The organism is Fictibacillus sp. 26RED30 (genome assembly GCF_015903845.1).
In the GTDB taxonomy this organism is placed as follows: domain Bacteria; phylum Bacillota; class Bacilli; order Bacillales; family Fictibacillaceae; genus Fictibacillus; species Fictibacillus phosphorivorans.
In genome coordinates this window covers 210,916-223,676 of the sequence record NZ_JACZDV010000003.1, presented here as the reverse complement: position 1 = coordinate 223,676, position 12,761 = coordinate 210,916, and the positions used below count along the sequence as shown (strand labels likewise).

The window sequence follows — 12,761 nt, the reverse complement described above, 5'->3', positions numbered from 1 at the left end:
ACTTTGAGAATAAAATCGATCGTTATATTTCTCCTATTTGCTGGCTTAATTGGCCTTGCATTTTATACGGCAATGGATAAGAAGGAAGAAAAGCCAACAGAGGTTAAGAAAGAAGAAAATACAGGATTAAAACGTGGAAGTACGGCGCCAAACTTTTCATTAAAAACGCTAGATGGGAAGCAAGTTAATTTAAAGGATTATCGCGGTAAAAAGATCATCGTTAACTTTTGGGCTACGTGGTGTCCTCCATGCAGGGAGGAAATGCCCGAGATGGAGAGATTTTATAAAGATTATAAAAATCAGGATGTGGAAATATTAGCGGTTAACCTTGAATACTCTGAACCAAATACAGAGAAAGTTAGCAAATTTGTTCAGGAATATAAGCTATCTTTTCCGATTCCTCTTGATGAAAAGAACACAATTGGGAAGCAGTATAGGGCTGTTTCGATCCCGACAAGTTATTTTATTGATGAAGAAGGAATGGTCAGTACTTCTCATATAGGTCCAATGGATTATGAATTTATGAAGAACGAAATTAAAAAGATGAATAGGTAAATATTGGTTTAAAGCCTTTGGATAATTTTCCAAAGGCTTTTTTTCTTGCATTATATTTAACACTAAAACATTTTATTTTAAAAAATAATGCTAAAGACCTGTAACATGGAATTGGAAAAATGGGAAAGTTGTCCAATAGGGGAATCGATAAAATTTGTCGAATTAAAAAGCTTAGTGAAAATGTGGAATATAATGAAGTGGTTAAAACTCACAATAGCCCAAGCAACAGATTTTGATACTCTGTAAATAAAAAGGGGACTACTTAATGAACAAGCAATATGAAGAAGTTGAAATTAAACGTATTGCCGATTTTCACCATTCTCTTAACCATTGCCCTATCCATCTTTTCGGATTACGAAGAGATGCTGAAGGTGAATATAAATTTACATATTCTGCAGGATCCATGCTTGATGAACTGGGTGTGTCCATAAAACCCTCTCCAGGAACAAGCCTTAATGATCTATATGCTAAAGAGTTGATCGCAGAATGGACTGATCCATTAGAAAAAGCCTTTTCAGGTTTGACCCAAACCGCAAATATTAACTTAGGCGTTAGAAGTATCCGCACAACCATTTATCCTGTAACAGGGAAGAATCAAGACATATTGGAGGTTGTGGGAACATCATATATTACTTCCAACAGTGAATTAGAAAATGATCAAAACTTGAAAAAGTTTAAACAATTGTTTAACCATGCAATGGAAGCAATCGTGCTGTGCCGTTCCAATATGGAAATTGCCGAAGTAAACGACCGTGCATGCGAACTTTTACAGCTTTCAAAAGAAGAACTCATCGGTCATAGTGCAGATCAATTTTTTGTGGGAAACGGAAAAGAATTAATTCGAAAGAAATGGAAAGAAGTTTTGTACGGAAAAAAGATCAAGGGAGAGTTTCGCTACAAAACTCCAGATGGTTTAGTGAAAGAAATCGAATATTCATGTGAAAAAGATATAGTAGATAAACTACATGTTACGGTCTTGAAAGATGTGACGGATCAAAAGCTTACCGAACAAAAATTATTAAAAGCGGAAGCGTTAAATGTAGTAGGAGAGCTAGCAGCAGGTGTAGCACATGAAATACGTAATCCTTTAACTTCATTGAAGGGCTTTGTTCAATTGATTCAGAATCATACAGATGAATTTGATCAATATCTCACGATTATTCTTACAGAAGTGGATCGAATTGAGCATATCATAAAGGAGTTTTTGGTACTTTCAAAAAGCAATTCGCAAAATTTTATGATGTCTTGTGTTACGGATATCATAAACGACACAGTTGATCTGTTGAACACACAAGCTATCATGAAAAATATTGAGATTAAAAAAGATCTAGAGGATCATATACCACTGATCTTCTGTGACCCTCTGCAGCTTAAACAAGTGTTTATCAACTTTTTAAAAAACGCGATTGAAGCTTCTGCTGTTGGAGATTGTGTAGAAATTAACATGAAGTTATCAAGCGAAAAAGATTTTCTTCAGATTCAGATACGTGACTACGGATGCGGTATGGATGAGACGGTCATGAAGAAGATCGGTAAACCCTTTTTCACAACAAAAGACGAAGGGACCGGATTAGGATTGATGGTAAGTACAAATATCATCAAGCATCATAACGGGAGATTAGATGTAAAAAGTAAAAAGGATAAAGGAACAATGTTCACCATTACGATTCCTATTAAATAAAAGTTATTAAACGACAAAAAAAGCTTTCCCTCAACGGGAAAGCTTTTTAATACTTATTATCCTTTAAACATTTGAACGAACATTTTACCATATTGTCCACCGTCTACAACACCGATACCAACGCTAGTGTATTCAGACTTAAGGATGTTCTCACGGTGACCTTGAGAGTTCATTAGGCTAGTGTGAGCACCTTCTACAGAAGAGTTACCTGCAAGGTTTTCACCAGCTGTATTATATTCAACACCAAACTTCTTCATCATATCGAATGGAGAACCGTAAGTTGGTGAATTGTGGTCGAAATAGTTGTTGTCGATCATGTCTTTTGCTTTAACGCGAGCAACTTTAGTTAACTCAGGATCAGCTTTTAGTGCTGGTAATCCTTGTTTTTCACGCTCTTGGTTCACAAGATCTAACATTTGCTTCTCTTGTGCAGTAAGTTCAGCACCTGCTTCAGCTTTTGGTGCTGCTTCAGCTGGAGCTTTTGCTTGCTCTTGTTGTGGAGCTGGTGCTGGAGCAGCTTGTTGTTGCTGTTGTGGAGCTGGAGCTGCTTGAGCTTGTTGAGTTTGATTATTATTTAAAGAAGCGAACGGGCATGAAGATGCTGCTTCTGAGATTCCTGCATTTGCGCCGAATAGGGAAGCGCCTAATACTGATGCTACTACTAATTTTTTCATAAGATGTTTCCCTCCTAATAATTTATCTTACGTGTACAGGTTTCGGGGTTTCAGAAGGAGGGTTGGGGGTCTGGAATTATGTACCAGTTTAAGACACCCACAGCTTGGATACATCTTTTGATAAAACGTCGATTAGAAACACATCCGGATTGGACAGAAGCTCCCATTCCTTAAAGCCGAATGATGAATCATACAAATTAATCATTAGGCTAAGCAGGTTTCCATGCGTAACGATTAGAACAGAATTATAGGATTTTGCTTGCAAATCATTTATGAAGGAAGTGATCCTTTGCTTTGCTTCAAATGTGGACTCCCCACCAGGAAACTTTAAATGTTCTTCCTTATATGTACGTTCTAGATTATCTCTCCAATTTGGATCATCTTCTATAGAAAGAATCCGTTCAGCTAATCGTTCATCTACCTTTATCGTTCGATTATTTAACTCTGCATAAGGTTTAATGGTGTCGATGGCTCTTTTGAATGGACTCGAGATCACACAATCAAAATCCTGACCCTCTAAAAAGACAGCAAGTTCTTTAGCTTGCTGTTCTCCTTCAGCAGTTAATGGAGCATTACTTTCTTGACCTTCCGCTTTACAATGTCTAATCGCCGTAATCTTCATGTATTCATCCTTCTTTCTAATAGGGATTACTAAAAGAGTGTTGATTTTGTTCTATTAATGATTGTCTTCATTGATATTTGATTGGAGTGTAAGGTGGCGAGACTCCTGGGGGACGAGTGGGACAGGTGAGACCCTCAATGGCGCGTAGTGGCGAGGGGCTCACCGCACGCCCCCCGGAAAGCGAGCTACCTGGAACGGAAATCACCACTTTCAGATTTAAACAGTTGTTTAATCATTCGAGACGTTAAACCAAAATCCCTCCCGAATACTATTAATGTTGAAACTCGAAGGGAGATTGTTATGTATCCTGAATTAAATCATTTTAAGCAAATGAAGAAAGAATACGATATTGATATTGCTCGCGCTCAAGAAAAGTGGCAGCAACTACATAAACAAAAAGAATGGTCTTCAAATGAATATGAAGAGTTACTAAATGCTTATGGTGTAAGAAACTCAAAAATCACGATGGATGATCTTACAGAAGTAAAGAATAAGTACCTTTTCGCAATGGAAAAAGAACGTAACGCTATGGAACAGCTAGATGAATTAAAAGAAAACCGTGATGACCGATTATCTGAGTATTTAAAAACTGTTTACTCTTCACGCGACAGAGAGTTAGACACAGCGAAAAATAGCATGGAAAAGAAAATACATCAGCTTGAACGTTTAAAAGCAGAGTACTTAATGATGGTCAAACAGATTCAAGAGATTCATGCGTATCGACAAAGCGTTGAAAAAGAAACACATGAAGCTATCACAAGTTATCAGCAAACCTATGAACCAAAAGAAATTCTTCCATTGTATCCGTCATTGGCACGTTTGGAGATTCCGCTTTCTGATATTCAACACGTTTTTCAAAAAGGGGAACTGCCTGACCACTTGAAAAAATATATCCATTTTCATGATGATCCTAAGCGTTTTCCAAGGTAAAGGGTTTGTCCTTTCAAAAGGGAGTTAATGCAGGGAGCTCCCTTTTATCAATGAACAAAAAAAAGCCATAATCCTTAAGAAAGGATTATGGTAAAGAAAACCGAACGCATGATGAAGAAATGGGGGGTAGGGAATTGCTCTGCCGGCCTCTTGCCAACAGGAGAGATTTTGTATCTCACAATCATACTATATGTCCTAAGGAGACAAATGGTATGGACAAGTGCCATGGGCATTCATGTATTTTTAGATTTATTGGAAAAAATATGGCTTGTTAAGTTCAAAAATATCACTTCACTTTTTTATTCCATTTTTTCAGAAGCGTCTTTTCTTTATCAGGATGTAGGCCGGCTTTCCATTCGTCTGGTTTTAAGTTTCGGCCCAGAGACCAATCAGCAGTATCTTTTATCGTTTCTTCTATTGGTCTAAAAAGCAAGCCTTTGTTTATTGCTTTCGAATCATCCGCATAATCCAACCCACGATAATCTTCACTTGAGATCCAGAGTGGCAACTCGACCCATTCGCCGACGTGCTCCTTTAATAAGAAAGTTTCGGGAACAGGTACTATTGTTGAGTGTTCTTGACTAATAAGACATTTATGAACAACTTCATTGAAATCATACACGCCTCCGACAGCTTGATAAATTCCATTTTCCTTATTTTCAGCCATTCTTACAATCCAATTCGCTAAATCGCGAACATCAATGAATCGAACGGTCGGATCTTTCATCTCAGGAATTAAAATTTCGCCCCCTCGAACACCTCTAGCTGGCCAATAAGTGAAACGGTCCGTGTAATCATATGGCCCAACAATTAAGCCAGGACGAACGATCAAAGCGTTATCACCGAATACATCCAACACCTCTTGCTCACAAGCTGCTTTAAGGGCACCATAATGTTCACCGACCTCAGTGATATTAGGATCAATTAGTTCTGCAGTTTTTGAGTCTTCCGTAATGTTTCGAACGGACTGATCTTCATAAACAGATACGGACGAAACAAAAATGTAGAAAGTTCCTTCTTTATTGAGTGCTTCAGCTGATCTGCGAACTTGTTTAGGAAAATATCCACAAGTATCAACGATAATGTCCCATGATCCCTTTTCAAGTAAGGACAGATCGAGATCTCTGTCACCGATAATCTCATGAACGTTTTCAGTTACACCTTCTTTTGCTGTTTTTCCTCTATGAAATAAAGTTACTTCATGATGATTATTGTTAAAAGAATCTGCAACATGTTTTCCTAAAAAACGAGTGCCGCCAATAAGTAATACTTTCATCATCTACACCGCCTATTCCATTTTTCGTAAAGCAGGAAGTTTCCACATGATTATAAGGTTTACAACAATTAAAGAGAGTGCACCTCCAGACATAATGTTTTCAATAGAAAAGCCATAAGAGATGAGGAGTGATGTGGCTGCAAGTGATAATGGAGCGAGCCCCATGCTTGCCATGGTAAGCAGACCCATCAACCTTCCTAGCAGGCTTTTATCTACAGAAGACTGTACCGCTGATATGAGTGGTATATTGGTGGCTGGGAACGTAATTCCAATGAAGAAAATAGTAAACATACAAGCATATAGGCTGGAACTTTGACTAAATAAGAAAAAGAAAATATTCATGGCGAATAAAGAGACCGTCACCATCAGACCGCGTCTTTTTCTAACGTTTAGGATACCTATGATAACGGAGCTAATCAGCATGCCTAGAGCCATAGCTCCTTCAATAAAGCTAAATTCAAGTGCGTTTCCGTCGAGCACGTTTTTTACGAAGATCGGCAAACCCATCATCAAAGGCCCGATGACGAAAACATTTAGAAATATCGTACTAAGAAAGAGCGCCTTTAAAAAAGCGGATTGTCTAACTACATCAATCCCTTCTTTTATAGATTGCCACATATCAGGTTTTGCTGTGTTTGAACTAATGGTTGCAGGGACATTTAGCAAAGAAGCAAGAATGGCAGCCAGTAGCAGCATCACAGCGGGTACACCGAACGAGAGCATGTATCCTCCACTGCTTGCAACAAGAAGCCCTCCAATCATCGGACCAAGGATTAGTGAGCTTTGTTGGGTGGTCTGAATAACTGAATTTGCACGTGTTAATTGAGATTGATCGACAACATTAGGTAGAAGTGATCCGTTTGCTGGCCAGACGAAAGCATCGAGTGCTCCAAAAAACAAACCGAAAATGATAAACGATAAGAGAGAGAGATGTCCTGTTGCTAGCATGATTAACAAGCCAACTAACAAAAGAGTTCTTAAAAAGTTAGCGACGAATAAAATTTTCGTTCGACTGACTCGATCTGCTAGAACGCCGCCGATAGCCATAAATAAAATACGAGGAACGTTGGCTGCAATAAATACAATGCCGAGTGAAGCTTCTTTGTCTAGAGTCTTTACGACGTACCAGCTCTGTGAGAATTGAAAAATGGCGATTGAAAAAGAAGAACAGATTGTTATCGCCCATATGAATAAAAAGGAACGCTTTTTGAATAGGGACTCTGTTTCACTTTTATGGTGTACAGCTACTGTTTCGGCCATCTTACTGGAGCTCCTCTTCCGGATAAGGTGTCTCTTTCAAAGGAAAGGAGAGCATAAAGTAATGATAAATCTCACCATCGTCACTCTCGTTCTTTTTAAATTCTGAAATTAAGTCTGATATTTCTTTTGCTTTGTCATGTAGCAGTTTTACTTGATCAGAAGAAAGTTTTACATGTCTATAACCAAATTTAAGAGGAGAATCTGTATAAGCTAGTACTTCAGGATCTAATTTGCGCACCATAGACTTTGTTTTCTCTAAAGAAACTAATATATTCTCCTTCAGTGCATCAGAGAGTTCATCTTTCACTGCATGCCGTTGATCGGGCAATATTTCGGCAATTGAAAATGAATGAGCAACTGGTCTGTAGAACTTTTGTATAATGCCATTCTTTTCTTCTGTTCTTTCAACGTTTATTAAACCAACGCGTTCAAGTTCTTTTAGATGATAATGAATCTTTGGTGCAGGGACCTCTAGTAGATCTGATAAAATCTTTCCAGTCTTTGCTTCCTCTAAAATCTCCCAAAGGATTTTAATGCGAAAGGGGTCAGAGATAACCTTTAACTGCTCAACTTCGCGAATATGATAAATTTCCTGCATGTTCAACACTCCTGAAACGTTCAAATATATTTGAACGTAATATATCCTATTTATATGATGGTCGTCAACTCTTTTACACATTATTTGTAAATAATAGTTCAAATGTTATGAAAATTCTTGTATAATGTTAGTATAATACTCGCATTACAACTTAGAGGCTGGAGGTTCATAGTATGGGGAATAAGGATTTGAAGTCCTATGTGGAGAGATTGGAGAAAGTGCACTACATTGTGTCCAAGCGTTTACACCCGGAGATTGCTATAGAAAAGGAGTTAACGAAAACACAGTTTGTACTTTTGAAGACGTTGTGTATCAGAAATAAATGGACCGTTTCAAAATTGGCTGACTATATGGGTGTAAAACCGAGTGCGATAACTGTTGGTGCGGATCGTTTGTACAAGCGCGGATTTGTAAGTCGTTACCGTAGTGATCTTGACCGTCGTATTGTTTATTTAGAGATTACTGACGATGGACACGAAATTTTAAGAGAGGCTGAAAATGAGAGAGTTGATTCCATAAGTAGCTATCTGAATCACTTATCTCCAGAGGAATTAGGTATTTTTATTGATATTTATGAAAAGCTTGCTAGCGGAAATCATTCAAACCAAGATGAGATTGTCCTTACAACACAAACCAGTTGAAGAACTGGTTTTTTTTTATGGACAGACCTCGATTCCTTCCTAAAGAGTCACTCCTAAACAAACCTTCAGAAAAAGAGCATTAGTAAGCAAACGAAGATAAGTCTCTATTATTTTTTCATAGATTGGATTCTATTTAAATGGTTAGCTGCATAGGATGTGATAGAAACGTTAACAGAAGTGGAGGGCTATACATGTTCACCCCGCAATTGAATATGAAGCGTTTACCATTATTACTTGCTGGAGCCATGCTATTTATCGTCGTTGCCACTAGCTTCATCACATCCTTTGAACACAAATATCGATTGAGTTCATCAACCATGCATAAGTGGTTAACGGAATTTTCTGGAGAAGCACTTGTCTATTTCATAGGTTGGGAAAACCGATATTTCACGCAAGAGCTTCCAAAAGAAAGTGAACCGCCTGCGTTATCTAGTGTATTGTTCGAATTAACAACAAGCATCAAACCTGGTGATATCCGAAGTTTGTTAGGAAACGAACTTCCTGGCTTTGCGCTCTATGATTCAACAATCATTGTTGCTGGGGAAGGAACGGATTATACAAACTTAGCGTATGAGTCACCACCACCGATGGAACTTCTATTAAGTGGTGAGGAAGCGGAAGTTCAAGATATCGAGCGGTTAGAAGATCCAGATCCATCTGATTCAGAGAACCCACCAGGTCAAACAACGAGTGGAAAGAAAATCGCTTATATCTATCATTCGCACAGTTGGGAATCGTTCTTACCTCACCTAAAAGGAGTAACAAATCCTGATCATGCTATTCATTCTAAAGTAAACATCACGATGGTAGGGAAAAAGCTAGGGGAAGAATTAGAGGCGAGAGGAATCGGTACATCCGTCGATATGACAAATATGACGGAGCTTTTGAGGAAAAATAACACAGACTATCGAAAGAGTTATCCGATGTCACGTACACTAGTTGAAAGTGCGATGGCGAGCAACAATGATATTGATTTAATCTTTGATCTACATCGAGATTCTATGAGAGGAAAGTCTACAACAACACAAATTAATGGTAAGTCCTATGCGCGTACTTTATTCGTTATCGGTAAAGCGAATCCTAATTTTGAGAAGAACCAAAAAGCAGCACAAGAGATCAACGCGATCTTAGATAAAAAATACCCTGGTTTAAGTCGTGGAGTTATTGGAAAAAACAAGACTCAGGGAAATGGTGTTTATAATCAAGACCTTTCTGACCATGCTTTGCTTATTGAATTTGGCGGAGTGGATAACAACATGGACGAGCTGTATAGAAGTGCAGAAGCGGTGGCAGATGCGGTGGCAGAGTACTACTGGAAAGAAAATGGAGCGAAAGCTGAATAAAGAATGTTGACTGGCTCTAGAGGTGGTGATAACCTCTGGAGCTTTTTTATGTGTTTCTATTTTTGAGGAAAATTAAAGTGGACAGTAAAAATAGCAGAGTGGACAGTAAACTTACAAAAGTGGACAGTAAATCATCAGAAGTGGACAGTATTTTCGTCAAAGTCGACAGTAAGTGCTATAGAGGAGTCTATGCATGGGCGCCGTTTTGTTAATGACGGTATTTTTTCAAATTGACTAGTGAATCCGTCCGATTTGAAGATTAATCTGTCGGATTGGTCACATAATCTGTCCGGTCCAGCCAATAATCTGTCCAATTCAAAATTCACCACCGATCGGCCACGCAAATTTCCGAAGCGTCTGTCTATCAACCCAATGTGTACACAAAAAAACCGTTTCGAATGATTGAAACAATACCTAATTTCATAACAGTCGTGATTTCTGCAAATCCTAAGAAAAAATGGTATAAAAAGAGAAGAGCCCTTTGTTTTAATTACATGGGGAAGGGAATAAAGAGAGAAAGAGAAGATTGGTAAAAAAGGAGCACGTGCATGAAACGAATATGGGAATTCTTCCTCACACTATTGTTACTTGTCTGTTTATACATCGTTTTCTTTGCAGAAGGATATGTGATAATCAAAACGGTATTTGGGCTCCTTTACATCGCAGTGATTCTGTATACGATTTATTCGTTAATGCTCGAGAACAGAACAGCTCAACATACGCTTCTTTGGATTTATGTATTAATTCTGTTTCCGTTTATCGGATATATGTTCTACCTGTATTCTGGACAGCTTTATTTAAAAGGCCATCTTTTTAAATCGAAACGAAAAAAAGACAGAGACGAGTGGATCAGAGTATCTAAACAAGAAGAAAAGCCGGACTTTAGTGATTTAAAAAGACATCAGCAGTGCTTTGCAACGCACGCTCATCACATCACACTTACGCGTTTGAACAGAAAAACGAGTTCAAAAATTTTAAAGAATGGTCAAGAGACGTTTCCTGAAATTTTTGCAAGGCTGGAAGAAGCCAAGGAGTATATACATATTCAGTATTATATCTTTCGTTCAGATCGCCTTGGTAAAGACATTATTGACCTTTTAATAAAAAAAGCGAATGAAGGCGTGAAAGTTAGATTTTTGTTTGATGGGATAGGAAGTTTGTCTCTTCAGCAATATGATATCGACAGAATGAAAAAAGCAGGAATTCTCGTTGAAGCCTTCTTACCTGTTCGATATGGCTTTTTCAATCAAAAGCTTAATTTCAGAAATCATCGTAAAATTATTATTATTGATGGGAAGGTTGGGTTTGTAGGAGGCTTGAATGTAGGCGTTGAGTATTTAGGAGAAGATCCGGAGATTGGTTTTTGGCGTGATACACATATGGTTATGGAAGGAGAAGCTGTTCAAGTTCTTCATGCCATATTTCTAATGGATTGGGAATATGTTTGTGGAGAAGATCTCTTAGAAGATAATCATCTTACAAGAGCATACCCCGCTGAAGGGGATGGTACTGTTCATGTGGTGGCAAGTGGTCCTGATACTCAGCTTGGAATCATGAGTGATCTATTCTATTCTTTGATCTCATGTGCAGAGAAATCAATCTGGATCGCAACACCATATTTTGTTCCTAATGAAGCGATTCGAACGGCTTTAAGAGTGGCAGCAAAAAAAGGTGTCCAGGTCCGTTTGTTGGTTCCTGAGATTAATGATGGATTCTTGACGCAATATGCAACGCGCTCTTATTTTCCAGAGCTTCTGCGTTCTGGAATAGAGATCTATTCCTACAAAAAAGGATTTCTGCATCAAAAAGTAATCATTATTGATGGCGATACTGCTTCGATCGGTACAGCTAATATGGATATGAGAAGTTTTCACCTTAACTTCGAAGTGAACGTATTCTTGCTAAATACATCATCTGTCTCAGATCTTGTAGAGCAATATGAAGAAGACATGGTGGAATCTATAAAAGTGAAACCCGTAGAGTTTTACAAAAGAGGTTTGTGGGAACGAACAAAGGAATCGTTTGCTCGTCTCTTCTCAGGTGTACTTTAATCACAAATGCTCGTTAAGTAACACTAAATTGTTATCAAAAAACTAGAATAGAAAATCCTCCTCAGGAATAGGTTGTACGAGACCATGAAAGTTGAGGGGGTTTTTTTTATGGATTGGCTCGAGGCCTTAATATTAGGCATTGTGCAAGGGATAACAGAATTTTTGCCTGTCAGTTCTACAGGACACCTCCTTCTAGGCAGGCAAGTGTTTCAGCTAGAAGAAGCCGGGTTGTTTCTTGATAGCATGCTTCATATAGGAACACTTATTGCTGTGATGACGGTTTATTGGAGAGAAATCTTAGAAGTTATAAAAAGACCACTCAGCAAAACGGGAGTTCTGCTTATGGCTGGAACGATTCCAACCGCTGTTATTGGACTAGCATTTAAAGATTTTTTTGAAGAGATCTCAAAAACCGGGATCACGGTTGGCTGGGAGTTCTTGATAACAGGTTTTTTACTTTGGTGGGCCGATTCTTATAAGCGAAATGGATACAAAGGAATTGAAGATATTTCTATACGTGATGCACTTATAATCGGTACGTTTCAAGGTGCGGCTATTCTTCCTGCTATTTCACGATCGGGACTAACGATTGCAGCAGCGCTCTTTTGCAAGATCGATAAAAAAGCAGCGGCCTATTTTTCTTTTTTATTATCCATACCATCTATTGCAGGAGGAGTAGTATTGCAGTCAAAAGATTTATTTACTGGTGGACATCCACCTATCTCTTATTCAGCCCTATTGGTCGGTACTTTAGCATCGGCTCTATTTGGATATGTGGCGGTAAAGTGGATGATCAAACTCCTTCAAACCGGTACGTTAAAAGGATTTGCTGTCTATGTTTGGTTGATTGGAATAGTAGTATTGATCCTTCAATTTTCAGGTAAAATGTAAAGTATTTGTTAACACTAAAAAAATGGATTGACTTTTAAAAGATAGAGGATTACAGTATATGTAATTCAAAATTTAGCAGGCTTTAGATCGCTGAATTTACAGTTATTTTTATGGTGAAAACTACTGTAAAACGGGGGAACCAATCTTTTGGGGTGAATTTTGCTCTATTTGCAAAAAGGGATACTCCAATCCCTAATCCGACAGCTAACCCCGTAAGCGTCATGTCACTGGAGAGGTCA

12 protein-coding genes and 1 riboswitch are annotated in these 12,761 nt (G+C 38.2%); of the genes, 7 read left to right on the top strand and 5 right to left on the bottom strand.

Annotation, left to right across the window (positions count from 1 at the left end; all coding sequences use genetic code 11):
* Positions 1 to 3: 3 nt before the first annotated feature.
* Together IHV11_RS17010 and IHV11_RS17005 are read left to right on the top strand one after the other, a co-directional pair.
* Complete coding sequence (locus IHV11_RS17010; protein ID WP_231620382.1) at positions 4 to 555, top strand: TlpA disulfide reductase family protein; 552 nt, start codon at positions 4 to 6, stop codon at positions 553 to 555.
* 265 nt (positions 556 to 820) lie between these two features.
* The gene (locus IHV11_RS17005; protein WP_197195633.1) at positions 821 to 2,236 is read left to right on the top strand and encodes an ATP-binding protein; all 1,416 of its coding nucleotides are present in this window, start codon (positions 821 to 823) and stop codon (positions 2,234 to 2,236) included.
* Between the two features lie 56 nt (positions 2,237 to 2,292).
* Here the strand turns inward: IHV11_RS17005 and IHV11_RS17000 are convergent, their stop codons facing one another.
* Entirely contained in the window at positions 2,293 to 2,910 is a 618-nt protein-coding gene (locus IHV11_RS17000) for a CAP domain-containing protein (protein ID WP_197190777.1), read from the bottom strand.
* Between the two features lie 88 nt (positions 2,911 to 2,998).
* A complete protein-coding gene (locus IHV11_RS16995; protein ID WP_197195632.1) occupies positions 2,999 to 3,532 on the bottom strand; it encodes a histidine phosphatase family protein in 534 nt (177 codons plus the stop codon).
* 300 nt (positions 3,533 to 3,832) lie between these two features.
* Between IHV11_RS16995 and IHV11_RS16990 the strand changes: the two genes are divergently transcribed.
* Positions 3,833 to 4,462, top strand: coding sequence for a hypothetical protein (locus IHV11_RS16990; RefSeq protein WP_197195631.1), 630 nt, complete (start codon positions 3,833 to 3,835; stop codon positions 4,460 to 4,462).
* A 286-nt stretch (positions 4,463 to 4,748) separates the two neighbouring features.
* On the opposite strand, the gene IHV11_RS16985 is transcribed toward IHV11_RS16990, so the two are convergent.
* The 3 genes from IHV11_RS16985 to IHV11_RS16975 are packed head-to-tail and all read right to left on the bottom strand — an operon-like array spanning position 4,749 to position 7,596.
* A complete protein-coding gene (locus IHV11_RS16985) occupies positions 4,749 to 5,741 on the bottom strand; it encodes an NAD-dependent epimerase/dehydratase family protein (RefSeq protein ID WP_197195630.1) in 993 nt (330 codons plus the stop codon).
* Positions 5,742 to 5,750: 9 nt separating this feature from the next.
* Positions 5,751 to 6,998, bottom strand: a complete 1,248-nt coding sequence (locus tag IHV11_RS16980) for an MFS transporter (protein WP_197195629.1) — start codon at positions 6,996 to 6,998, stop codon at positions 5,751 to 5,753.
* Between the two features lies 1 nt (position 6,999).
* Positions 7,000 to 7,596, bottom strand: a complete 597-nt coding sequence (locus IHV11_RS16975; protein ID WP_197126935.1) for an ArsR/SmtB family transcription factor — start codon at positions 7,594 to 7,596, stop codon at positions 7,000 to 7,002.
* A 173-nt stretch (positions 7,597 to 7,769) separates the two neighbouring features.
* Between IHV11_RS16975 and IHV11_RS16970 the strand changes: the two genes are divergently transcribed.
* The 4 genes from IHV11_RS16970 (at position 7,770) to IHV11_RS16955 (ending at position 12,522) form a co-directional block, all read left to right on the top strand.
* Positions 7,770 to 8,237, top strand: coding sequence for a MarR family winged helix-turn-helix transcriptional regulator (locus tag IHV11_RS16970; protein ID WP_197190773.1), 468 nt, complete (start codon positions 7,770 to 7,772; stop codon positions 8,235 to 8,237).
* A gap of 191 nt (positions 8,238 to 8,428) precedes the next feature.
* Positions 8,429 to 9,580 (top strand): stage II sporulation protein P, encoded by a 1,152-nt coding sequence (spoIIP, locus tag IHV11_RS16965; protein ID WP_197126937.1) that lies wholly within the window; start codon positions 8,429 to 8,431, stop codon positions 9,578 to 9,580.
* A 548-nt stretch (positions 9,581 to 10,128) separates the two neighbouring features.
* On the top strand, positions 10,129 to 11,631 hold the full coding sequence (gene cls, locus IHV11_RS16960; protein WP_197195628.1) for a cardiolipin synthase: 1,503 nt from the start codon (positions 10,129 to 10,131) through the stop codon (positions 11,629 to 11,631).
* Between the two features lie 108 nt (positions 11,632 to 11,739).
* Positions 11,740 to 12,522, top strand: a complete 783-nt coding sequence (locus tag IHV11_RS16955) for an undecaprenyl-diphosphate phosphatase (protein WP_197195627.1) — start codon at positions 11,740 to 11,742, stop codon at positions 12,520 to 12,522.
* Between the two features lie 78 nt (positions 12,523 to 12,600).
* Positions 12,601 to 12,757: riboswitch (cyclic di-AMP (ydaO/yuaA leader) on the top strand.
* Positions 12,758 to 12,761 lie beyond the last annotated feature (4 nt).